This is a genomic window from Solwaraspora sp. WMMB762, from assembly GCF_049179115.1.
Classification (GTDB): Bacteria; Actinomycetota; Actinomycetes; order Mycobacteriales; family Micromonosporaceae; genus Micromonospora_E.
In genome coordinates, this window is the sequence record NZ_JBMHMD010000001.1 from 1,560,974 (window position 1) to 1,585,052 (window position 24,079).

Consider the following 24,079-nt stretch of genomic DNA (forward strand, 5'->3'; position numbering starts at 1 on the left):
GAACCGTGAGCCCGGATCGCCCTGGTTGCCGGGGTCCAGCTCACCCGGTCACCGGACCGACCTGGTGGCCGACCGGTACGCGACGAGCAGCGCCCGCGCCTTGAGCATCGTCTCGGCGTACTCGTCGGCCGGGTCGGAGTCCAGCACGATGGCACCGCCGGTGCCGATGGTGACCCCGTCGCCGGTCAGCACCGCAGTACGGATCACGATGCTGAAGTCGGCACCGCCGCCGAGGCCGAAGTAGCCGAGGGCACCGGAGTAGATCCCCCGGGCCCGCTGCTCCAGCCGGTCGATGATCTCCATGGTGCGCAGCTTCGGCGCACCGGTCATCGACCCGCCGGGGAAACACGACCGTACGCAGTCGACCGCGCTGATCGACGGACGCAGCCGTCCTTCGACGGTGGACACCAGCTGGTGCAGGGTGGGGTAGGTCTCGGTGGCCAGGAACCGGGGGACGCGCACCGAGCCGACCTCGCAGACCCGGCCGAGATCGTTGCGGAGCAGGTCGACGATCATCAGGTTCTCGGCCCGGGTCTTGGCTGAGCTGGCCAGCGTACGACGTAGCCGGTCGTCCTCGTCGGCGTCGTCCGCGCGGGCCGAGGTGCCCTTCACCGGGCTACTGTCGACCCGGCCGTCCGGGCGGATGCGCAGGAACCGCTCCGGGGAGGAGCTGGCCACGGCGACGTCATCCAGCCGCAGGTACGCGGCGTAAGGCGCGGGGTTGATCCGACGCAGCGTCCGGTAGTAGGCCAGCGGGTCCGCGACCGGTGGCAGCCGCAGTTGGTTGGTCAGGCAGATCTCGTAGCTCTCGCCGCGTCGCAGCTGGGTGCGGGCCGCGTCGACGTCGGCGAGGTAGTGCCTGCGGTCGCGGGCGGGCGTCACCCACCGCCACAGGTCCGTCCCGGCGTCCGGTGCCGACGGCTTGTCGGACGGCCCGGGCCGCGCCGACGACGGCACCGCGCGCAGCCGGGTCGCCGTCGCCGCCAGCCAGTCCCGGGCAGCGTGCTGCCCGACGTCGTCGATGCTCAGCGCCACCAGGTAGGTGCGCCGGTGCAGGTGATCGACGGCGATCAGCCGGTCGGCGAAGATCCAGACCGCGTCGGGGGTGTCGGCCCGGCGGGCGGTGGTGGGCGCACAGTCGGCCTTCATCTCGTAGCCGAGATAGCCGACGTAGCCGCCGGCGAAGTCGAACGGCAGCCCGGCTGGGGGCAGCCGCCGCCGCGCCAACCGCTGGCGGAGCACGTCGAGTATGCCGCCGGTCTCCTGCCCGACGGGACGGTCCGGCCGGCGCACCTCGACCCGGCCACTGCCGATCCGGTAGCTGAGCACCTCGGCCAGCGGTCCGTCGGCGTCACCGAGGAAGGAGAACCGGGAACGCCCGGCCTCGACGTCGGCGCCGTCGAGCCAGTACGCGTACCGTGCGTCGGCGTACAGCTCCTGGAAGACCACCTCGGTGTCGATCTCCGCGTCGAGGACCGTCACGTCGCGCCGCCAGCCGGGGCCGGAGGCCGCAGCGTCAGGGGCCGCAGGGTCAGGAGCCGCAGCGTCAGGGGCCGGCTGCCGGGTTGTCACCGGTGCGGTGGCGGCACGGCGCGGCCCGGCCGCCACCGGACGGGCGGTGGCAGTGGCAGTGGCGGACCCGGTCGCGACTCCTCGGTATCTTACCGGGACGATGGCGGCCCGGGCCAGGGCCAGGAAGTTGCCGACCAGCTGGGCACCGTGTTCGCTGGCGATCGACTCCGGATGGAACTGCACGCCCCAACGGGGCAACCGACGGTGCGTCAACGCCATCACCGTGCCGTCGGCGGCCCACGCGCTCGCCATGAGGTCCGCCGGCACCGGCTCAGCCACCCGCAGCGAGTGGTACCGGACCGCCGCGAAACCCTGAGGTATGCCGGCGAACAGCCCGGCACCGGTGTGCCGCACCCGGTCGATCAGTCCGTGCCGGGCCCGCCGCTGGTCGACCCGCGCGCCGGCGTGCAACGCGATCGCCTGGTGGCCGAGGCACACCCCGAGCACCGGCAGGTCGCGACGGCGGTCGAGCAGTTCCCACCCCCAGCCCAGGTCGGTCACCCGGTGCGGCCGACCTGGGCCGGGCGAGATCACCACGCACTGCGCGGCAAACCGGTCGACGGCGGCAAGCCGGGGGTCGTCGTTGGCCAGCACGGTCGGCTCGCTGCCGGCGACCGCCGCGAGCAACTGGAAGAGGTTGTACGTGTAGGAGTCGTAATTGTCGACCAGCAGGATCCGCACCCGCTACCTCCCACCGCGTCACGGCACCGGCCGATTGTCCACCATCGGCCGGGAGCATGTGGCGCGGTAGCTGACCTCCGCCGGCCCTAGCCCGGACCGGCATGGCTCACCCGTCGGCCCCTGGGGTGGTGTCACCGACCAGTCGTTCGACGGTCGCCGGCGCGTACACCCGGGCGCGGCCGACCAGCGCGACGATCAGCGGAGCGAGAACCGCGGCGAGGCCGAGGACCGCGGCCTGTTGTGCCTCGGTGAGCGGCAAACCGAACGCGGTCACCACGCCCAGCAGCGCGGTGACCGCGGCAGTGATGCCGCCCACCGACCACAGCGGTTCGGAACTGCCCGGATTGGGAGTGACGGTCACGGGAAACCTCCTGGTCGAGCGGACACCACGAAGACGCGGCACCGGGCCGGGAGGTTGACCCGGCCGGTCGACGGGGCCGGACGCTCGCCAGGCGGCTGGACGGTGTCCGGCCAAGAGCCGGGGGGGGACACCGAACCGCGCTTACCGGATGGGTTACCCGATGCGGGCCATCCCGCCGTAGCCGAGCTGCCGGGACGGGGTCTGTGCGTCCACGTCGAGACCCGGGTCCGGCCGCCAGTCAGCCATCAGGGTCACACCGGGCTCGACCAGCTCCATGCCGTCGAACCAGGAGGTGATGGTGGCCTTGTCCCGGACGTAGAGGTTCGCGCCGACGCCGGCCTGGTAGGCGGCGACCATCCGGTCCACCTGCCCGCGGGTCTCCTCGTCGGCCGTGTCCGCGCTGAGGTGCGACATCGCGATGTAGCTGCCCGGTGCCAGCGCGTCCCGGTAGGCCGCGACGAGCCCGGCCGGATCCTCGTCGTCCTGAACGAAGACGAGCAGCCCGCCGAGGACAATGCCTACCGGCTGCGACAGGTCGATCAGCTCGCGGACCGCCGAATGCGACCACACCTGGTCGGGATACCTACCGTCGACCTCGGCCATCGCCACCAGCGGCTCCGTGGCGAGGATGTCCTCACCGTGGACGACAGCCGAGTGATCGTTGTCCACGTAGATCACCCGGGCCTGCGGATCCAGTGCGTGCGCCACCTCGTGCGTGTTGCCGACCGTCGGCAGTCCTGAGGCGATGTCAATGAACTGCCGCACGCCCTGGCCGACCAGGTAGCGCACCGAACGGCGCAGCCAGTCCCGGTTGCTCCGGGCGAGCAGGTCGACGCTGGGCAGCATCAGCTTGATGCGTTCGGCCCGCTCGCGGTCGATCGCGAAGTTGTAGAGTCCACCGAGGTAATAGTCGTAGATCCGGGCGATGTTGGCATTTTCCACATCGGCTCGCACATCGCCCGATTGTCCGATAGTTGCCGTCATTTTAACGAACCTCCAGCAAGATGACGGACACACCGGACAGGCGCGTCCGCGAACACGAACGGTGGCACGGCAACTATAAGTGGCGATCATCGAGTCCAGACAGTGCCACGGGATGATCGCACTGGTGCACAGCGACGAGATCCATCGGGCCATTTCCGGGTTTTCCAGTCCGTATCAGATGTCAGCCGGCCCGGGCCGACGGCGGCCCGACCACTGCCCGGCGTCGATTTTCCGGTCCGCCACCCACCAACGAACTATCATCACCGCAGGTGAGCAGGCGCACACTGACGGGTCCGGGTTGGTCCGGCCGGGCGCAGGCACGGCGAGGCCGCTGCGGAGGCAGGCATGGACGAGACCCGGCCGGCGCGCGGCGGGCTGCGCCCGGTCCGTCCCGGTGCCCGGGTCGACCGGCTGGAGATCTTCTTCGACCTGGTCTTCGTCTTCGCGTTCTACAACATCGCCCGGGTGACCGCCGGCGAGCTCACCGGCCATGGTCTCGTCGCCGGAATGCTGATCCTGGCGCTGCTGTGGTGGGCGTGGTGTTCACACCTGATGCTCGCCAACCGGATCCGGCTCGGCGAGGGCATCGCGCCGCTGGTGATGTTCGCGGCGATGGCAGCGGTCTTCATCGCCGCGTTGACCATCCCGCAGGCGTTCAGCGACAAGCCGAGCGGCCTTCCCGGTCCGCTGCTGATGGCCGGCTGCTACCTGGTCGTCCGGGGCCTGCACCTGCTGCTGTACGGGCTGGCCCCTACCGACGACCGGGCCGGTGGCCCCCGGCTGGGTCGGCTGGCGGTCCCTCCGCTGCTCGCCACCGCGCTGCTGGTGGGCGCCGGCGTGGCGCCGTACCTGGGCCTGTCGCCGAACGTCGTGTTCGCGCTGCAGGTCGGCTGTTGGCTGGCCGCGCTGACGGTTGAGTACGCAGCCGGATACCTGCTGGCCACCTGGGGATGGGCGGTGCGGTCCGCCAACCACTGGGTGGAGCGGTTCGAGCTCATCCTGATGATCGCGCTGGGCGAACTGATCGTGTCGGTCGGCGTCGGCAGCGACCTGATCGCTAGGCCGGTCACCTGGCCGGCGGTGGCCGGCGCGACCTTCGCGGTGGCGATCGCCGCCGCCCTGTGGTGGTCGCACTTCGACCTGGTCGCGCCGGCCGCGCTGCAGGCGTTCCATGCCACCGGTGACGGCCGGTCGCGCGCGGCGCTGGCCCGCGACGCGTACGTCTACCTGCACCAGCCGATGATCGCCGGGCTGATCCTGACCGCGCTCGGCATGGAGGAGGCGTTGCATCACCTCGGCACCGCCGGGGTCGACCTGTCGACCCCGGCTGCGGGTCCGACCATGCCGTTGGCCTTCGGCGGGGTGGCGTTGTTCTTCGTCGCCCAGGTGGGGTTCCAGGCCCGGATGCTCGGCACGGTCACCGTCACCCGGGTCGCGGTCGTCGTCGTGCTGGTCGGGCTCGCTCCGGTCGCCGCCCGGTCGCCGGCGCTGGCCGGCACCGCGCTGCTGGCCGTGGTGTGCGTCGGCCTGGTCCTGGCCGAGCTGATGCTGCTCCGGCGGTCCCGCCGGTCGCTGCGGGCGGCGGCAATGCACGAACGGCTGACCCACGAGGCCCGCGAGTCGGCGTGGCGGCAGCGCCGCTACCGCTGACCGGCAGGTAGCGCGCTGGTCAGCGCGGGTCGGCGACGGTGAGCACCAACAGCAGCTCGAACCGGCGGTCCGGGTCGTCCAGGTCGTCGCCGAGCAGCGTCCGCAGCCGCTTGAGCCGGTAGCTGACGGTCTGCGGATGGACGAACAGCTCGGCGGCGACCGCCGACCGGGACCCCCAGTGCCGCAGCCAGCTGTGCAGCGTACGCAGCAGTCCGGCGCGCTGGGTGGGCGGCAGCGCGCCGAAGGGCGCCAGCCGGCGGCCGGTCAGCACCGCCAGCGCGTCGGGGTGGCCGTGCAGCGCCAGCACGGTGAGGTGGTCCTCGGCGAAGACGGCGGTGCGGTCGACGGGATCGCCCTGGTTGGCTCCGCCGGTCCGGGCTACGGTCGCCGCGAGTTCGGCAAGTCGTACCGCCTGGGGCACCTGCGGCCACGGCAACGCCGGGCCCACCGTGGCCCGCCAGCCGTGCAGCGCGTCGGCCAGCACCGGTCGGGTGGTCCGGGGGCCGGCGCGCAGCAGCAGTACGGCGTCGCGGCCCCGGTCGACCACGATGCCGTCGGTACCGAACCGGAACCGTGCGTCGCGGGCCTGCCGGGCCGGCAGCACGACCGGCAGCACGGTGGCCAGGTCCCGCCAGCCGGCCCGGACGGCGGCCGCCGCCACGGTGGCGGCGCCGGCTCCGCCGACCAGCAGCAGTTCGCCCAGCTGCCGGCGGGCCCGGTCGCCCTCGCCGGACTGTTCGCGCAGCTGGCGGGCGAACCCGTCGGTGCCGGCCGCAGCCAGCTCGTCGACGAAACCGGTGACCGCGTCGGCGCAGTCGGCGAGGGCCTCGGCGTCGACCGGGCGCACCGTGGCGAGCGCCTGACCGACCTGACGCAGCAACAGTCGGCCGGCCACCCGCAGGGCGGCGAGCAGCGCCTGGGGGCCACGGTCCTCCCGGGCCTCGGCCGCGCCGAGCGCGACGAAGACCTCCCGCACCCGGGGCGGCAACGCCGGCTCGGTGGTGCCGACCAGGTCCAGAAAACGCTGTAGGGCGACGTCGACCGCAGTCCGGACGTCGGCCCGGAACTTCGGGTCGTCGATCCCGACGAACTCAGGGGTCAGCTCGGTCACCGCAGCGGCCACGGTGTCGACCACCGCCGCCAGCCGGGGCCGCATCGCCGGGGCCAGCTCGGCGGGCAGCCGCTGCCAGGGGGTGACGGTCACTGGGCGGGCTCGCACCCCGCCACTCTGTCACGTGATGACAATTTAGTGAGAATCCGACCCAGGGCAACGGGTCGTTGACGGCGCACGCAGCCTGAATTTGTCACGTGGTGACAATCCGGTCGCTGTTTTCCGCTGCCGGCGGGACGGTGTCCCAGCGGCGGCCGGCGGCGAGGATAGGTTTCTCGCCGCGTACCCCCCCCCGGAGGACCGGAGGACCCGCCATGGACCACCACACTTCCCGCCGGCACGTCGTCGACATGTGTCGAACCATGCTGGACCGGGGCTATCTGAAGGCCACCGAGGGCAACGTGTCGGTCCGGGTTCCGGGACACCGGCTGTACGCCGTCACGCCGAGCAACTACGACTACGACCGGATGCGGATCGAGGACATCTGCCTGGTCGACTTCGACGGTACGCACATACCCGACGGCACCGGCAGTGACCTCGCGCCGTCGATCGAGGCCGGGATGCACGCCAACATCTACCGGCAGCGGCCCGACGTCAACGCGATCGTGCACACCCACCAGCCGTACGCCTCGGCCCTGGCGTTCCTGCGCCGGCCGATCCCGGCGCTCACCGACGAGCAGGTGCGCTTCCTCGGCCGCCAGGTGGCGATCGTCGACTACGCCCCGTCCGGCACCGGGATGCTGGCCCGCAACGTGCAGAAGAAGGTGGCCAGCGGCGACAACGCGTTCATCATCGCCAACCATGGGGTCGTCGCGCTGGGGACCGACCCGGACCGCGCGGTGTTCAACATGGCGCTGCTGGAGAAGGTGTCGATCGCCTATCTCCTGGCGTTGACCAGCGAAGCCGGCAAGGTCTACACCATCCCGACCGCGATCCGGGAGGTCGCGTTCACCAAGCTGCGCGCCGACGAGAAGCGGATCGCCGCGCAGATCACCGAGGCGGTCCCGCCGGTGCGCGTGCCACCGCAGGAGCAGCTGCCCAGCGCCGACGCGGTGGCGGCCGAGATCGCCGCCGCCGGGCCGCCGACCGCCGACACCACCACCGCGCACCTGCCGGGCAGCGAGTCCGCACGACTCGGCTACGCGATCACCGAGTACCTGGACGTCGACGACACGATGCGCCGACTCAAGGCCCTGGTCGCCCAGCCGGTGCGTGGGCTGCGCCACGACGCGATGCTCGACGTGCTCGGCTACTTCACCGACCGGTGCCGGGCCAGCAGAGAAATCACCGACCGGGCGAAGAAGCGCATCCCGGGCGGGGTACAGCACAACCTGGCCTTCAACTACCCGTTCCCGTTGGCGATCGACGCGGCCGATGGCGCCTACCTGACCGACCGCGACGGCAACACGTACATCGACTTCCTGCAGGCCGGCGGCCCGACGATCCTGGGCAGCAACTACGGCCCGGTCAACGAGCAGGTCGCCGCGGTGGTCAAGGAGTCGGGGCCGGTGACCGGGCTGTTCCACGAGTACGAACTGAAGCTCGCCGAGATCATCCACCGGTACCTGCCGCACATCGAGATGTACCGGTCCCTCGGCTCCGGCACCGAGGCGGTGATGGCGGCGGTACGCGGTGCCCGCGCCTTCACCGGCAAACACATGGTGATCAAGGTCGGTGGGGCGTACCACGGCTGGTCCGACACGATGGTGTACGGGCTGCGGGTGCCGGGGACGTACCGGATGAACGCCAAGGGCATCCCGTTCGGCGCCACCGCCAACACCCGGGAGGCGTTCCCGCACGACCTCGGGGCGTTGCGCCGCAAACTGATCGAGAACCGGGTCCGGGGCGGCACCGCTGCGGTGATCGTCGAACCACTCGGCCCGGAGTCCGGCACCCGCCCGGTGCCGCGCGACTTCAACGCCAGGGTCCGCGCGTTGTGCGACGAGTTCGGCGCGCTGCTGATCTTCGACGAGGTGGTCACCGGGTTCCGGGTCGGGCTCGGCGGGGCGGCCGGCTACTTCGGTGTCACCCCCGACCTGACCGTGTTCGGCAAGGCGGTCTCCGGTGGCTACCCGATGGCCGGCGGCGTCGGCGGGCGGGCCGACGTGATGGCCGTCTTCGGCGCCGGGCTCGACGGGCGCGGCGGGACGCACATCCAGGTCGGCGGCACCCTGTCGGCGAACCCGCTGTCCTGCGCGGCCGGCTACTTCGCCATCGCCGAGATGGCCCGGACCAACGCCCCGGTGATCGCCGGCCGGGCCGGGGACCGGCTCACCCGGGGACTGCAGCGGCTGATCGACCGGTACGGTCTGCCGTACGTGGCCTACAACCAGGGGTCGATCGTGCATCTGGAGTGCAGTGGCGTCATGCTGCTCGACATGCGCAACCCGATCAAGCTGCTCCGGGAGAACAAGTCCCGCAAGCGGCTGATGGAGCAGATGGGTGCGGCGTACACGGCGCATGGCGTCATCACCCTGGCCGGCTCCCGGATGTACACCTCGATGGCCGACACCGACGAGGTGATCGACACCGCGCTGGACCGGTTCGACCGGGTGTTCGCGCAGGTGGAAGGGGTCTGACCCGGTGTCGGCCGTCCCGCCGCAGGTTCTCGCGATCGACCTGGGCACCTCGGGGATGAAGGCCGCGCTGGTCGCCGCCGACGGTACGGTGACCGGCTGGGCGCAGCGGCCGGTGCCGCTGCTGGTGCTGCCCGGCGGCGGCGCCGAACAGGACCCGCAGGCCTGGTGGACGGCGCTCGGCGAAGTGGTCGCCGACCTCGGCCGGGCCCACCCGGAACACCTGCGCGCGGTCACCACCGTCTGCTCGTCCACCCAGGGCGAGGGGACCATCGCGGTGGACGCCGCCGGGACGCCACTGACCCGCTGCATCACCTGGTTGGACATGCGCGGCGCGGCGCACCTGCGGCGGCAGTTCGGCGGCTTCCCGGCGTACGGCGGAATGTCGGTCCGCCGGATCGTGCGCTGGCTGCGGCTGACCGGCGGGATGCCGTCCACCACCGGCAAGGACCCGGCCGCGCACATGCTGCTGGTCCGCGACACCATGCCCGAGGTGTACGCGCGGACCGCGACCTTCCTCAACGCGCTGGACTGGATCAACCTCAAGCTCACCGGCCGTACGGTGGCCACGGTCGACTCGGTCCTCACCTCGTGGGTGACGGACAACCGCCGACCCGACCGGGTCCGCTACTCTCCCGCCCTGGTCGCCGACTGCGGCATCGACGCGGACAAACTGCCGCCGATCGTGGCCTGCACCGAGGTGATCGGCACGCTGCACCCGGACGCCGCCGCCCACCTCGGTCTGCCGCCGACCGTCCAGGTGGTGGCCGGGGCGATCGACACCACGGCGGCGGCGATCGGCGCCGGTACCACCGCCGACGACGACCCGCACCTGTACCTGGGCACCTCGTCGTGGATCGCGGCGCACGTGCGCCGCAAGAAGACCGACCCGGTCGCGCAGATCGCCGCCGTGCCGTGCGCGATCGGCGACCGGTACCTGATGACCGCGCTGCAGGCCACCGCCGGGGCGAACCTCACCTGGCTGAAGGAAAAGATCGTCGAGTACGACGACCCGCTGGTCGGCGCCGGCCGCCTCGCCACCGACGAGACGTCGATCTTCGACGCGTTCGACGCGATCCTGCCGACCGTGCCGGCCGGCGCCAACGGGGTGCTCTACCTGCCGTGGCTCTACGGCGAACGCGCACCGGTCGATGATCCGGACCTGCGTGCCGCGTTCGTCAACATCTCGCTCGACACCAACCGGTCCGATCTGCTGCGGGCCGTCTTCGAAGGCGTCGCGTTGAACACCCGGTGGCTGTCGGCGGCGGTCGACCGGTTCCTCGGCACCCCGGTGACCTCGTTGACCGTCACCGGTGGCGGCGCCCGGTCGACGGCCTGGTGCCAGATCTTCGCCGACGTGCTCGGCGTCGAGGTGCGTCGGGACCCGGACCCGGTCGCGGTCAACGCCCGTGGCGCCGGCTGGATCGGCGCGGTCGGCACCGGGCAGCTGACGTTTGGGCAGATCCCGGCGTTGCTGCGGACCGACCAGGTGTTCGCCCCGACGGCGGCGCACCGCGTCCGCTACGACGAACTCTTCGACGTCTACCGGGAGCTGCACCGCCGACTCGCCCCGGTGTACCGGCGGATGCCCGGTGGTGCACATCGGACCGATCAGCGAAGATAGCGGCATGGCCCGATCCGTTTCCGCCGCCCGGCACGCAGTCGTCATCGGCGGCAGTCTCGCCGGGCTGTGCGCGGCCCGCGCACTCGCCGAGCACGTCGACCGGGTGACCGTGGTCGACCGGGACCGGTTCCCCGACGCGCCGCAGGTCCGCGCCGGCGTCCCGCAGGCGCACCACCTGCACGTGCTGATCACCGCCGGGCAGCGTGCGCTCGATCAGCTCTTCCCCGGCCTGATCGCCGAACTGCACGCCGCCGGCGCGGTTCGGGTCGACGCGCCGACCGACGTCCTGTACCTGGCGCCGACCGGGTGGCGGGAACGGTTCCCGGCGACCCACCAGCTGGTCGGGACCAGCCGGGAGCTGCTCGACTGGACGGTCCGCCAGCGGCTGGCCACCGATCCACGGATCCGGTTCGAGCCGTCCCATGACGTGATCGGGCTACTCGGCGCCGACGGCCGCGACGCGGTCACCGGCGTACGGATGCGTCCCCGCGCTGCGGGTGCCGCCGACCGGAGCCTGCCGGCCGACCTGGTGGTGGACGCCAGCGGCCGCGGCTCACACGCGCCGGACTGGTTGGCCGAGCTCGGCTACGGCCGCCCCGACGAGACCCGGATCGACGCGGGACTCGGCTACGCGAGTCGGCGCTACCTGCTGCCGCCGGGGGCCAGTGCCGGGTGGAAGAACATCGTGGTGATGCCGCAGCCGCCCCGGTCCGGTCGGGGCGGGGTGATCTATCCGATCGAGAACGGACGGTGGATGGTGACCCTCGGCGGCCTGGGCGGCGACCACCCGCCGACCGACGAGGCCGGTTTCCTGGAGTTCGCCCGTGGGCTGCGCAGCCCGCTGATCCACCAGGCGATCCGCGACGCCACACCCGACTCACCGATCCACGGGTTCCGCAACACCGCGAACCATCGCCGCCGATACGAGGCGATGCCACGCTGGCCGGACGGGTTCGCGGTGGTCGGCGACGCCTCGTGCACCTTCAACCCGGTCTACGGCCAGGGGATGGCCGTGGCCGCCCGGACGGCGGTGGTGCTGGCCGAGCAGCTGCGCGACAGCGGTGGCGCGCTGGGCCGCGCGGCGCAGGCCCGGGTGGCCGGCTGCAGCGAGACCGCCTGGCTGATCGCCACCGGCGCCGACCTGCGGTACCCGACGACCGTCGGGCCACGACCGCGGCGCGGCGGTGTGCTGTCCCGCTGGTACCTGGACCGGGCGGCCGACGTCGCCAACCGCGATCCGTACGTGCAGCGCGTCCTGACCGACGTGTTCCACCTGGTCGCACCGTTGTCTGCGGTGGTCCGCCCGGCCGTCGCGCTGCGGGTGCTGCGCGGTCGGCCCGGCCCGCAGCTGGTCACACCGCCGTCGAGCTGACGCTGCCGACGCGGATGAGACTCCTACAGAGCCGGTGGGCGGTGCCGGCGACGGTACTGGTGTGGCTGGTCACCCGGGCCGCGCTGATGGCGGTCTACGCACAACTCGTTCCCGGGTTCGACGCCGGTGAGGTGTTCGCCGACGTCGACCTGTACCGGCGGTGGAGCGGGCAGCTGCGCGACGGCCGGGTGCCGAGCGCCGACCCGATGTGGCAGTATCCGCCGGGCGCGGCGGCGTTGTTCGTCGCGGTCGGCTGGCTCGCCGAGTCGACGCGGACCGGCTACACCACGGTCTTCGTCCTGTTCGCCCTCGGCGCGGACCTGGTGGTCCTGCTGGCCCTGATCCGGCTGTCCCGGGGCGGCAACCGGATTCTCGGCGCGCTGTGCTGGGCGCTCGCCGTACCGCTGCTGAGCCTGCTGACCTACGCGCGGTACGACGTCTTCGTCACCGCGCCAGCGGTGGTCGCGCTGGCCGCCACGGTCCGCCGGCCGGCGCTGGCCGGCGCGACGCTGGCGGTCGGTGCGCTGGCCAAGGTCTGGCCGGCGATGTTGCTTATCACCGCTCGGCCGCTGCGCGGGCTGCGCCCCATGTCGATCGGCTTCGTGACCGCAACGGCCGTGCTGGGCGCCGTACTGACGGTCTCCTACGCCGGTGCCTGGTCCGGTTTCTCGGACAACCAGGCGGACCGTGGGCTCCAGGTCGAGTCGGTCGCCGCCACCCCGCTGGTCCTGGCCCGGATCGCCGATCCGTCGATCGTGGTGGAGTACAGCTACGGCGCGATGGAGTTCATCCACCCGGTCGCCACCTCGGTCGCCGCCGTGCTGCCCTCGTCGACCCTCGCCGGTCTGGGTCTGCTCGGCTGGTGGTGGCTCTTCCGGGGGCGCCGGATCGACTGGACCCCGACGGTCGGCTTCGACCTGGCGCTGCTGGCCGTCGGGGTGGCGGTGGTCACCAGCCGGGTGCTCTCCCCGCAGTATCTGCTCTGGCTGCTCGGACTGGCCGCGGTCTGTCTGACCCGCCGGGACACCACCCAACGGGCACCGGCCGTGCTGATCGTCGGGGCGACCGTACTGACCAGCACCTACTTTCCGTGGTTCTATCCCGATGTGATCGGCACGCCGGGCTGGCCGGGGGCCGTGCTGCTGGCCGCCCGCAACGCGGTCCTGGTCGCCGCCATCGTGATCGGTCTGCACCGGTTGCTGGTCGGGCACCGGGTCGTTCCGCAGGCGACCCCGGCGGCGGTCGACTACCGGCAGCCGGTCGGCGGAACCGGCGGCCTTGGCAGAATCCGGTCATCCAGTTAGGTTAGGCTCACCTCATCGACGAAGGGAGTGGCATGGGCCTCGACCACACGACGGACGCCGGCGCCGCACGCCACCGGGTGGTGCTGACCGACCGGGTGCAGATCGACGATCTCGCAAAGGTGTACCGCCAGGTGCACGCCAAGGACCTGCACCTGACCGACCACACCCAGCCGTCGGTGGAGCAACGGCTGGAGTGGACGGCGCAGGCACCCGGATTCGCCGCCACCGTCGGCTACGTCGGCGACCAACTGGCCGGAACGGTGATGGGCTGTCCGCTGCCACCGGAGACGCTCTGGTGGCGCGACCTGCGGTCGGCGGCCGACCCGGACCTTGCCCGGGAGTGGCCGGGCCGGACCTTCGCCGTCTGTGAGGCGTTCGTGCTGCCCGAATTCCAACGTCAGCAGGTCGGCGTGGCGTTGTTCTCCCAGTTGCTGGCCAGCCGCACCGAGGAACGGGCCTCACTGGCGGTCGCCGATTCCAACTCCCGGGTGCTGCGCAGCATGCGGGTGCTGGGCTGGCAGCACGTCGGCGACCTGGTGCCCTTCCCCGGCTGGCGCCAGCACGCCATGTTCGTCCGACCGTTGCCCTGGTGATCCGGTCGGCTCCGGGAACGGCTGCGGGCCGGTCGCCGGCCGGTACCGGCGCTGGTGGCGGACGCCGACGACGACTCCGGCGAGGATCAGCACGATCGCGGCCACTGCGACCGCCGGGTAGCCGACCCGGGCCGCCGCCGTCAGGCCGAGCGCCGCAGCCAGGTAGGAACAGACCAGCCCGAACGACGACAGCACCGTGAAGTCGGTACCCCCGGTGCCCGGCCGGGAGTAGTCCATGTTCACCGTGTACAGCGCGACGTTCGCCACCGTGTACGCGGCCATGAAGCAGCACAACGCGACCGTGGTGAACCCGCCGGCGGCCCGGCCGGTGAGCATCGGCAGCAGCAGCACCGTGGCGACGACCATCGACCCGCCACCGACCACCAGCACCCCGGCCCGGCCGATCCGGTCCACCAGGCCACCGGCGACCAGTCCGGCGACGACGGCCGGGACGCTGGTGACGATCCCGGTCACGAAGCCGATCCGCTGCAACGACCAGCCGGCGTCGACCAGGGCCGGCGACACCAGTCCGTACGCCGCCCCGGCTCCCATGTAGAGCAGCGGCACCACGCCGAGCGCCCAGCGGCGGCAGCCGGGCTGGCTGAGGACGGACAGCAGCGCGCCGTACGCCTGACGCGCCCCGGCCGGCCGGGCGATCCGCTCGGGCTCGCGGAACCGCCACACCACCAGCAGACCGGTCGCGGTGAGCGCGGCGAGCAGGCCGACTGCTGCCTGCCAGCCGAATCGGTCGTAGACCACCACGCAGACGCCGCCGCCCAGGATGTTGCCGACGTAGCTCGCCGCCACCTGGATCCCGTTGCCGGTGCCCCGGACCGAGTCGGCCAGCATCCGCACCGCGACCGCGTCGGCGGCGATGTCCTGGGTGGCGGACAGGAACACGAACAGCGCGCAGATCAGCACGACCGGGCCGAGCCGCCCGGTCGCCGGGTCGGCGGCGAGCAGGGCCAGCAGGGCCAGCACCATGCCGCTCTGCAGCACCAGCAGCCAGGAGCGGTAGTGGCCGCCCCGCCGTGGGCCGTACCGGTCCAGGATCGGTGCCCAGAGAAACTTGACCGGCCAGATCAGACCGATCAGGTTGAGCAGCGCGAGAGTCTCCAGCGAGGTGCCGCCGGCGCGCAAAATGCTGGCCAACCCGACGGTGATGAACCCGAATCCCAGGTACTGGGTGACGTACAGCGCGGTCAGTGTCGACATGGTGCGCCCGCGGGCGGCGACGGCGGCGGTCATCCGGCGGCCCTCCCACCGACGCCGAGCGGCCGCACCGGAATCCACCTGGTGGGACGCAGGTCACAAGCGTCCGCTCGGCCTCCGCTGGCGGCATGAATCCGCTGGTCACGACGCACGACAGCGGTCCCGCCGAGGGGCGTGGGACGCGCCTGCCGGCCCCGTGTCCCGTGGAGAAGGGGTCCTGCCCAGTTCCGTTTCACCGGCCCTCCCAGTAGCCTCGCCTAAGTTAGGTTAGGTTACCCTTATGGAGGCGGTGTTGGAGAGACCAATGTACCCGCATCTGTTCGGCCGGCACACCGTGGACACCTACGTGTCCAGCATCGACCGGACCGCAGCGGTCCTCGCCGACCGTGTACGGGCGGTCCGCCAGCCGTACTCCGGCGACGCCGTGGCACCGCTGCAGGCCAAGGTCGACAGCGTCGACCTGGACGCACCGCTCGGCACCACCGACGCCGCACTGGACGAGGTCGCCGACCTGTATCTGGACCACGCGGTGTGGTTCCACGAACCCACCTACCTGGCCCACCTGAACTGCCCGGTGGCGATCCCCGCACTCAACGCCGAACTGCTGCTCGCCGCTGTCAACACCTCGGTCGACACCTGGGACCAGAGCACCACCGGCACGCTGATCGAGCGCCGGCTGATCGCCTGGACGGCCGAGCGGATCGGATTCGGCCCGACCGCCGACGGCGTCTTCACCAGCGGCGGCACCCAGTCGAACCTGCACGGCCTGCTACTGGCCCGGGAGGACCGCCTGGCCCGCGCCGACGCCGACCGGGCCACGATGCTGCCCCGGCTGCGGGTCCTGGCCACGGCGGAGAGCCACTTCAGCGTCAGCAAGTCCGCCGGTCTGCTCGGACTCGCCGCCGACGCGGTCGTCCCGGTCGCCACCGACGGCACCGGCCGGATGGACCCGGTGGCGCTCGACGCCGAGATCGATCGGCTGCTCGACCAGGACCTGGTGCCGATGGCGGTCGTCGCCACCGCCGGCACCACCGACCGCGGCTGCGTCGACCCGCTCGCCGCGATCGGCACCATCTGCCGCGACCGGGCGGTGTGGCTGCACGTCGACGCGGCGTACGGCTGTGGTCTGCTGATCTCCACCCGCCACCGGCACCTGCTCGACGGCATCGCCGCCGCCGACTCGGTCACCGTCGACTTCCACAAGAGCTTCTTCCAACCGATCAGCTCCAGCGCCATCATCGTCCGGAACGCGCCGACCATGCGGCGGGTCGCGGTGCACGCCGACTACCTGAACCCACGTACCGCGACCGTGCCGAACCAGGTCGACAAGAGCCTGCAGACCACCCGCCGGCTGGACGCCCTGAAGTTGTGGATGACATTGCGGGCGATCGGCGCCGACCAGCTCGGCGAGATGTTCGACCAGGTCGTCTACCTGGCCCAACAGGCCTACGGTCTGCTCCGCGAAAGCGACGACTTCGAGCTGGTCATGCGACCGGTGCTGAGCACCGTGCTGTTCCGGTACCGACCGGACTGGCTACCGGTGGAGGACTGCGACCGGCTGCTGCCCCGGCTGCGGGCTCGGCTGTTCGCCGACGGCGCCGCGATCATCGCCGGCACCGTCGTCGACGGGCACTACTGGCTCAAGTTCACGCTGCTCAACCCGAACACCACCGTCGAAGACCTGCGTACCGTGATCGAGCTGATCCGCCGCACCGGCCAGGAGCTGCTCGACGCCGAATGGGATCCGGCGCTGATCGTCCCGGAGCCGGTCACCCCGGAGGTGTGCGCCAATGCGAACGTATGACTTCGTCGCCGTCGGGCTCGGGCCGTTCAACCTCGGCCTGGCCTGCCTGACCGCGCCGGTCGACGACCTGGACGGGGTGTTCCTGGAGCAGCGCGACGAGTTCGCCTGGCACCCCGGGCTGATGATCGAGGGAGTCACCATCCAGGTGCCGTTCCTGGCCGACCTGGTGACAATGGCCGACCCGACGTCGCCGTACTCGTTCCTCAACTATCTGAAGCAGACCGGCCGGCTCTACCGCTTCTACATCCGGGAGAACTTCTACCCGCTGCGCGCCGAGTACGACGCGTACTGCCGCTGGGCGGCCGCCCAGCTGCCCAACGTCCGGTTCGGCAGCCGGGTCGACCGGGTCGAGCACGACGCCGCGACCGGCGACTACCTGGTACGGGTCACCGAGGCCGGCACCGGGGCGACGACGACGCTGCGGACCCGGCGGCTGGTGCTCGGCATCGGTACCGTGCCGTACCGCCCGGCGGTGGTCCGGGACCTGCCCGGCCCGGCCGTGCACAGCGCCGACTACCTGGCGAACAAGGCCCGGCTGCAGAGCCTCGGGTCGGTCACCGTGGTCGGCAGCGGGCAGAGCGCCGCGGAGATCTACCTTGACCTGCTGGAGGAGATCGACACCCACGGCTACCAGCTCAACTGGGTCACCCGGTCGCCCCGGTTCTTCCCGATGGAGTACACCAAGCTCACCCTGGAGATGACCTCACCGGAGTACGTCCGCTACTTCCACGGGCTGCCGGCGGCCAGCCGGGACCGGCTCAACCGGGACCAGCGCAGCCTCTACAAGGGCATCAGCGGCGACCTGGTGGACACCATCTTCGACACGCTGTACCGCAAGGACGTCGCCGGCCCGGTGCCGACCACCCTGCTCACCGGGACCGCGCTGACCGGCGCCGACTGGGACCCCGACACCGGACGGTACCGACTCGCCCTGCACCACCAGGAGCAGGACCGCGATTTCACCATGGACACCGACGGCCTGGTGCTCGCCACCGGCTACCGGCCGGCCGTGCCGGCGTTCCTGGACCCGGTCCGCGACCGGATCCGGTGGGACGAGCGGGGCCGGTTCGACGTGGCGCTCGGCTACACCGTCGACCACGGCGACCGGGAGATCTTCGTGCAGAACGCCGAGGAGCACACCCACAGCCTCACCGCACCCGACCTGGGCATGGGCCCCTACCGCAACTCGGTGATCATCGCCAACATGCTCGGCCGCGAGGTCTACCCGGTCGAGCGCAAGATCGCCTTCCAGCACTTCGGCGCGCCGTCGGACAGCAACACACCGTCGGCACCGGCGGCCGCTACCGGTCCGGTGGCCACGCAGCGGCAGGAGGCGCTGATCCGGTGACCGCCGCCACGACGACCATGTTCACCATCGACGACCCGCTCGGCCGGATGACCGTCGAACCGCTCGACGTCGCCGGTCACGCCGACCTGCTGCACGCCTGGATCACCCACCCCCGGTCGGTGTTCTGGGGGATGCCCGACGCTGATTTCGACACCGTACGGCGCGAGTACCAGCGCATCGACGCCAACCCGCACCATCACGCGTGGCTCGGCCGACTCGACGGCGTACCGCTGTTCCTCACCGAGACCTACGAACCCGCACACAGCGAACTCGCCGACCACTACCCCGTACAGCCCGGCGACGTCGGGATGCACGTGCTGGTCGCACCGCCGGACGGCGAGCCCCGGCACGGGGTGACGTCGGCGGTGATGCGGACGGTGATGGCCTTCGTCTTCGCCGACCCGGCGCACCACCGGGTCGTCGTCGAGCCCGACGTGCGCAACGAGGCGATCGCCGTGAAGAACGCCGAAGCCGGCTTCGTCGTCGACCGGCTGATCCAACTGTCCGACAAGCAGGCCCGGCTCAGCTTCTGTTCCCGGTCCGCGTTCAGCGCCAGCCGGCTGGCCGGTGCCGACGGATCAGCCACGGAGAGCCCAATGACACCCCCCGCCCACCTCGCGCCGGGCCCGATCGCGGCCGCCCACCGCCAGCTGGTCGCCAAGGCCATCGCCGAGTTCAGCCACGAACGGCTGATCCAGCCCCGACCCGACGACACGCTCCCGGCCGGTCCCGGCGGCGACGGGTACCAGCTGACGACCGGCGACCGGGTCGCGTACCGGTTCCGGGCCCGCCGGTACGCTCTCGACCACTGGCTGATCGACGCCGCGTCGCTGACCCGCGAGGTCGACGGCACCCCAGCGGAGCTGGACGCCCTCGACCTCGTCGTCGAGCTGCGGGAGACGCTGGGCATCCCGGCGAAGCTGCTCGGCACCTACCTGGAGGAGATCAGCGCCACCCTGGCCGGTGCCGCCTGGAAGCACCACCACCGCCGGGAACGCGCCGCCGACCTGGTGCACGCCGACTTCCAGACCATCGAGTCGGCGATGACCGAGGGCCACCCGCTGTTCGTCGCCAACAACGGCCGGATCGGCTTCGGCCTGGCCGACCACGAGGCGTACGCGCCGGAAGCCGGCACCCCGGTGCGGCTGGTCTGGCTGGCGGTACGCCGCGACCTCAGCACCTTCACCGCCGGCCACGGCGTCGACGAGCAGAGCCACTACCTCGACGAACTGGGTGCCGAGACGCTGCACCGGTTCGCCGACCAGCTGCACGACCTCGGCCTCGACCCGGCCAACTACCGGTACCTGCCGGTGCATCCGTGGCAGTGGGAACACAAGGTCGGCGTCACCTTCGCCGCCGACGTGGCGTCCCGGGCGATCGTCCCGGTCGGCACGAGCCCGGACCGGTACCGGGCGCAGCAGTCGATCCGTACCTTCTTCAACATCGACCACCCGCACCGGCACTACGTCAAGACCGCACTGTCCATCCAGAACATGGGCTTCATGCGCGGGCTGTCCCCCGCCTACATGCGGGCGACCCCGCCGATCAACGACTGGGTCGCCGACCTGGTCGCCGCCGACGACACGCTGCGCGACTGCGGGTTCGAGGTGCTGCGGGAGCTGGCCTCGGTCGGCTACACCGGGGACGCGTACCACCGCAGCGGGGCGCCGGTCTCGGCGTACCAGCGGATGCTCGCCGCGCTGTGGCGGGAAAGCCCGGTGCCCCGGATCGCGCCCGGGCAGCGGCTGGCCACCATGGCCAGCCTGCTGCACCGCGACCGCGACGGCGCGCACCTGGCCACCGCGCTGATCGCGGCGTCCGGCCTGCCGGCCGCCGACTGGCTGGCCCGGTACCTGCGGGCCTACCTGCGCCCGCTGCTGCACTGCCTACTCGGCCACGACCTGGCGTTCATGCCGCACGGGGAGAACCTGATCCTCGTGCTGGCGGACCACGTACCGGTCCGGGTGTTCATGAAGGACATCGGCGAGGAGGTCGTCGCCATGCACGACCGGGAGCTGCCGGCCACGGTCGAGCGGATCCGGATGCCGGTCGACGACGACTTCCGGGTCCTGGCCGTGTTCACCGACGTCTTCGACGGGTTCCTGCGTTTCCTCGCCGCGATCCTGGACGCCGACGGCGTGCTGCCGGCGGACCGGTTCTGGCAGCTGGTTGCCGAGTGCGTCCGTCAGCACGGCGACGATCACCCGCAGCTGCGGGACCGGTTGAACTTCTTCGCGCCCACTTTCCGGCACTCCTGTCTGAACCGGTTGCAGCTGCGCAACACGCTGCAGATGGTCGACCTGACCGACCAGGCCGGGTCGTTGATCTTCGTCGGTACACAGGACAACCCGATCGCCGCCGTCGCGGCGCCGGCCCCGTGACGGCTCCATCCGGCGCCGGCCCCGGCACGGCCCGGTACGGCACCGGCCGGTCCGGGCGGGTGCACCGGGACGGGTACGGCGTACCGCACCTGTGGGCGGCCGACGTCGACGACCTCGCCTACCTGCAGGGGCACACCGCCGCCATCGACCGGGCCTGGCAGATCGAGGTCGAGCGGTGGCGCTCGGAGGGCGCGTTGGCCAGCCGGCTCGGCCCAACCGAGGTCGGCTGGGACCGGTTCGCCCGCCGGGTCCGCCTCGACGACACCGCCGAACGCTGCTTCCACCGGCTGGACCCGGCGACCCGCCGCTGGGTGGGCGCGTACGTCGACGGCGTCAACGACGGTCTGGCCGAGGGCGCCGTCGCGGCACCCGAGTTCGCCGCCACCGGCACCACCGCCGGCACCTGGCGGCCGTGGACCCCGCTCGGCGTGTTCCTGGTGCAGCACGTGCTGTTCGGCACCTTCGGCAACAAGCTGTGGCGGGCGCACGTCACCGCGACCCTCGGTCCGGCGGCGGTCGACCTGTTCGCCATGGAGCCGCCCGCGTCGTCGGGCAGCAACGCCTGGGCGGTGACCGGACAGCACAGCGGCACCGGATCCCCGGTCATCGCCGGCGACCCGCACCGGATCCTGGAGCTGCCCAATGTCTACCAGCAGGTGCAGCTGACCTGCCCCGAGTTCGACGTCTTCGGGTTCGCCTTCCCCGGCGTGCCGGGGCTGCCGCACTTCGGCCACGCCGGCGACGTCGCCTGGGCGATCACCAACGCCATGGCCGACTACCAGGACCTGTACCGCGAACAGCTGCGCCGGGTCGACGGACGGGTGCTGGTCCGCCAGGTCGACGGCTGGGCCCCGGTGCCGGCGCACACCGAGCTGATCGAGGTACGCGACGCCGACCCGGTGCCGGTGGAGGTGATCGAGACCCCGCGTGGGCCGGTGATCGACGTGGACCTACGCACCGGTGAGGCGATCAGCCTGCGGACGCCGAGCCGGGTCGGCGGGGCGCTGGGCTTCGACGCGCTGCTGCCGCTGCTGCGCGCCCGCCGGGTCGGCGACGTCGAACGGGCACTGCGGCACTGGGTGGAGCCGGTCAACAGTGTGCTGGTCGCGGACCGCTCCGGCACGGTGCGCCGGCTGGTCGCCGGCCGGGTGCCGGTACGCGACGACCGGTGCCGGCAGGTGCCGGTGCCCGGCTGGGCACCCCGGTACGCCTGGCGACCCGGCTACGCCGCCCTGCCCGCCGCCGACGTGTCCGATGTGGTGGTCAATGCCAACGACCGGCGCGGCGGCGACACCGCTGACCTCGGCGTCGACTTCGCCGCACCGCACCGGGCCCGACGGATCCGCCAGCTGGTCGACGGCGGGGCCGCACCCGAGTTGGTGCACATGGACACCCTGGTGCCGCTGGCCGGGCTGCGCCGGCTGCTGTGCGGCCTGGACCTGACCGACCAGCCCGGGCCGGTGCGCCGGCTGCGCGAGAAGCTGCTCGACTGGGACGGTCGGATGGCGGCCGACAGCGCCGACGCCGGGCTGTTCGCCGCCTGGCGGGCCGCGCTGGTCCACCGGCTGTCCGCCGAGCCCTGCCTGCGGCCGCTGCACGCCGAACCCGGCTTCGACGAACTGTTCGCCCCGTGGACCGACCCGGTGGGCCGGATCGGGCTGGCGCTGGACCGGCTGGTCGACGGGCTGCCCCGGCTGGGTGGCGACCCGGGCCGCTGCGCGGTGGCCGCGCTGGTCGAGGTGGCCGACGGGCCGCCGCCGGGTCGGTGGGGCGACCGGCACCTGCTGCACCCGGTACGGGTGCTGCCCGGCGCCGCCGACCCGGCCACCGACGCGCTCGGCAGCCCGGTCCCGCTCGACGGCGACACCGGCAGCGTCCTGGCCACCTCCAGCGTGCCCGGTGTCTCCGACGTGTGCTGGCGCGGGCCGGTGGCCCGCTACGTGTGGGACCTCGCCGACCCGTCGGCGAGCCGCTGGGTGGTGCCGTTCGGTGCCTCGGGACGGCCCGGTGACCGGCACTTCGCCGACCAGCTGCCCCGGTGGGCGGCAGGTCAGCTGGTCCCGGTCGCGCCGGTGCGCTGGACCGCCGGTCCCGGCGGGACGGCACGGCCGGCCGTGTACGTCGAGCAACTGCCCGGCATCGGCCGGTTCCGTCTGGTGGTGCTGGACCCCACTGAGGACCTCGACCTGCTGTACGGCTGGGTCACCGAGCCACGGGCCCGGTTCTGGGGGATGACCGGGCACACCCGGGACCAGGTGGGCGAGATCTACCGGTTCCTCGACGGTCTGGACTCGCACCACGCGTACCTGATGACCGTCGACGACGAACCGGTCGGCATCTTCCAGACCTACCTGCCGGCCGAGGACCCGCTCGGCGAGCACTACCCGGTGCGCGACGGTGACATCGGGATCCATCTGTTCCTCGCTCCGGCCCGGCGGCCGGTCGCCGGGTTCACCGGCGCGGTGGCGGACGCGTTCACCGGATACCTGTTCGCCGATCCGAGCCGACGCCGGATCGTCATCGAGCCGGACGTCCGCAACGACCGGGCGCTGCGCCGCTGGAAGCGACTGGGCTTCGAGTTCGACGTGGAGCTGGCGTTGGCCGACAAGCGTGCTCAGCTTGCGTTCCTGACCCGGGAGGCGTTCACCGCCAGGCAAGCACACGGGCGGCGTACCATCGACCGGTGACCGCCGCTGACCAGCCACGCACCGCTGTGCCGTCCCGGGTGCTGGCCGCCGATCCGCAGCTCGCCGGGTTGCGCCGGTCGCTGGAGTTCTACTACGGCGATCCGGACCGGGACGCCGCGATGGACCTGCTCTACCGGCGGTTCGTCGCACCGGGCGATCTGGTCTTCGACATCGGTGCGCACGTCGGCGACCGGGTCGGCAGCTTCCGGCGGTTGGGCGCGCGGGTGGTGGCGGTGGAGCCGCAGCCGTTGTGTGCCCGCGCGGTACGGCTGGTCTACGCGGACGATCCGGCGGTGACCGTCCTGCCGGCGGCGTGCGGTGACACCGCCGGGCCGGTACGGATGTACATCAACTCGGCCAACCCCACGGTCTCCACCGCCTCGGCCGACTTCGTGGGTGCCGCCGACGGTGCCGACGGCTGGAAGGGCCAGGTCTGGGACGGCGAGATCGAGGTGCCGGCGACGACTCTCGACCAGCTGGTCGCCGAGTACGGCCGGCCCGCGTTCGTCAAGATCGACGTCGAGGGGTTCGAGGAGACCGTGCTCGTCGGGTTGTCCAGGCCGCTGCCGGCGCTGTCCTTCGAGTTCACCACGATCCAGCGGGACACGGCGCTGCGCTGTCTGCGGCGGTTGGCTGGGCTCGGCGACTACCGGTTCGACGTCGCGTTGGGTGAGAGCCAGCGGCTGACCTTCGGACGGTGGGTGTCGGAAGCGGAGATGGCCGATCATGTACGGGCACTGCCGCACGCGGCCAACTCGGGCGACGTCTACGCGGTGCTGCCGGGCGGACCGGCGACCGGCGGGCTGTGACGTCGGCCGG

15 protein-coding genes and 2 pseudogenes are annotated in these 24,079 nt (G+C 72.1%); 12 read left to right on the forward strand and 5 right to left on the reverse strand.

What is annotated here, in order from left to right; genetic code table 11:
* Positions 1-48 precede the first annotated feature (48 nt).
* The 3 genes from pabB to ACN27J_RS06995 form a co-directional block, all read right to left on the reverse strand.
* On the reverse strand, positions 49-2,253 hold the full coding sequence (gene pabB, locus ACN27J_RS06985; protein ID WP_421364643.1) for an aminodeoxychorismate synthase component I: 2,205 nt from the start codon (positions 2,251-2,253) through the stop codon (positions 49-51).
* Positions 2,254-2,359: 106 nt separating this feature from the next.
* A complete protein-coding gene (locus tag ACN27J_RS06990) occupies positions 2,360-2,614 on the reverse strand; it encodes a hypothetical protein (protein ID WP_278169671.1) in 255 nt (84 codons plus the stop codon).
* A gap of 153 nt (positions 2,615-2,767) precedes the next feature.
* Positions 2,768-3,568, reverse strand: a complete 801-nt coding sequence (locus ACN27J_RS06995; RefSeq protein WP_421364645.1) for an SAM-dependent methyltransferase — start codon at positions 3,566-3,568, stop codon at positions 2,768-2,770.
* Positions 3,569-3,943: 375 nt separating this feature from the next.
* Here ACN27J_RS06995 and ACN27J_RS07000 point away from each other — a divergent pair, with 375 nt between their 5' ends.
* Positions 3,944-5,248 (forward strand): low temperature requirement protein A, encoded by a 1,305-nt coding sequence (locus ACN27J_RS07000; protein ID WP_421364647.1) that lies wholly within the window; start codon positions 3,944-3,946, stop codon positions 5,246-5,248.
* Positions 5,249-5,267: 19 nt separating this feature from the next.
* Here the strand turns inward: ACN27J_RS07000 and ACN27J_RS07005 are convergent, their stop codons facing one another.
* Entirely contained in the window at positions 5,268-6,467 is a 1,200-nt protein-coding gene (locus ACN27J_RS07005) for a helix-turn-helix domain-containing protein (RefSeq protein ID WP_421364649.1), read from the reverse strand.
* A 206-nt stretch (positions 6,468-6,673) separates the two neighbouring features.
* Here ACN27J_RS07005 and ACN27J_RS07010 point away from each other — a divergent pair, with 206 nt between their 5' ends.
* The 5 genes and pseudogenes from ACN27J_RS07010 to ACN27J_RS07030 form a co-directional block, all read left to right on the forward strand.
* Positions 6,674-8,938, forward strand: coding sequence for an aminotransferase class III-fold pyridoxal phosphate-dependent enzyme (locus ACN27J_RS07010; protein WP_421364651.1), 2,265 nt, complete (start codon positions 6,674-6,676; stop codon positions 8,936-8,938).
* A 4-nt stretch (positions 8,939-8,942) separates the two neighbouring features.
* On the forward strand, positions 8,943-10,559 hold the full coding sequence (locus ACN27J_RS07015) for a xylulokinase (RefSeq protein ID WP_421364653.1): 1,617 nt from the start codon (positions 8,943-8,945) through the stop codon (positions 10,557-10,559).
* Positions 10,560-10,563: 4 nt separating this feature from the next.
* The gene (locus tag ACN27J_RS07020; RefSeq protein ID WP_421364654.1) at positions 10,564-11,931 is read left to right on the forward strand and encodes an NAD(P)/FAD-dependent oxidoreductase; all 1,368 of its coding nucleotides are present in this window, start codon (positions 10,564-10,566) and stop codon (positions 11,929-11,931) included.
* A 14-nt stretch (positions 11,932-11,945) separates the two neighbouring features.
* Positions 11,946-13,235: a glycosyltransferase 87 family protein gene (locus ACN27J_RS07025; protein WP_421364656.1), complete on the forward strand. Its 1,290-nt coding sequence runs from the start codon at positions 11,946-11,948 to the stop codon at positions 13,233-13,235.
* Positions 13,236-13,267: 32 nt separating this feature from the next.
* Positions 13,268-13,690, forward strand: a pseudogene (locus tag ACN27J_RS07030) (N-acetyltransferase); the annotation flags it as partial.
* 3 nt (positions 13,691-13,693) lie between these two features.
* On the opposite strand, the gene ACN27J_RS07035 reads toward ACN27J_RS07030, so the two are convergent.
* Positions 13,694-15,076 (reverse strand): MFS transporter, encoded by a 1,383-nt coding sequence (locus ACN27J_RS07035; RefSeq protein ID WP_421364658.1) that lies wholly within the window; start codon positions 15,074-15,076, stop codon positions 13,694-13,696.
* Positions 15,077-15,344: 268 nt separating this feature from the next.
* On the opposite strand from ACN27J_RS07035, the gene ACN27J_RS07040 reads away from it, so the two are divergent.
* The 6 genes and pseudogenes from ACN27J_RS07040 to ACN27J_RS07065 all read left to right on the forward strand — a co-directional run bounded on the left by ACN27J_RS07040 (position 15,345) and on the right by ACN27J_RS07065 (position 24,069).
* The gene (locus ACN27J_RS07040) at positions 15,345-16,844 is read left to right on the forward strand and encodes a pyridoxal phosphate-dependent decarboxylase family protein (RefSeq protein WP_421364660.1); all 1,500 of its coding nucleotides are present in this window, start codon (positions 15,345-15,347) and stop codon (positions 16,842-16,844) included.
* A complete protein-coding gene (locus ACN27J_RS07045) occupies positions 16,831-18,192 on the forward strand; it encodes a lysine N(6)-hydroxylase/L-ornithine N(5)-oxygenase family protein (protein ID WP_421364661.1) in 1,362 nt (453 codons plus the stop codon). The genes ACN27J_RS07040 and ACN27J_RS07045 overlap by 14 nt, the downstream gene beginning before the upstream one ends.
* 47 nt (positions 18,193-18,239) lie before the next feature.
* Positions 18,240-20,573 carry a GNAT family N-acetyltransferase gene (locus tag ACN27J_RS07050; RefSeq protein ID WP_421372135.1) on the forward strand — a complete coding sequence of 778 codons (2,334 nt, stop codon included), beginning with the start codon at positions 18,240-18,242 and terminating at the stop codon, positions 20,571-20,573.
* Between the two features lie 59 nt (positions 20,574-20,632).
* A pseudogene (locus ACN27J_RS07055) lies at positions 20,633-22,630 on the forward strand (penicillin acylase family protein); the annotation flags it as partial.
* A gap of 57 nt (positions 22,631-22,687) precedes the next feature.
* Positions 22,688-23,260: a GNAT family N-acetyltransferase gene (locus ACN27J_RS07060; protein WP_421372136.1), complete on the forward strand. Its 573-nt coding sequence runs from the start codon at positions 22,688-22,690 to the stop codon at positions 23,258-23,260.
* The gene (locus ACN27J_RS07065) at positions 23,257-24,069 is read left to right on the forward strand and encodes an FkbM family methyltransferase (protein ID WP_421364663.1); all 813 of its coding nucleotides are present in this window, start codon (positions 23,257-23,259) and stop codon (positions 24,067-24,069) included. The genes ACN27J_RS07060 and ACN27J_RS07065 overlap by 4 nt, the downstream gene beginning before the upstream one ends.
* The last annotated feature ends 10 nt before the right edge of the window (positions 24,070-24,079 follow it).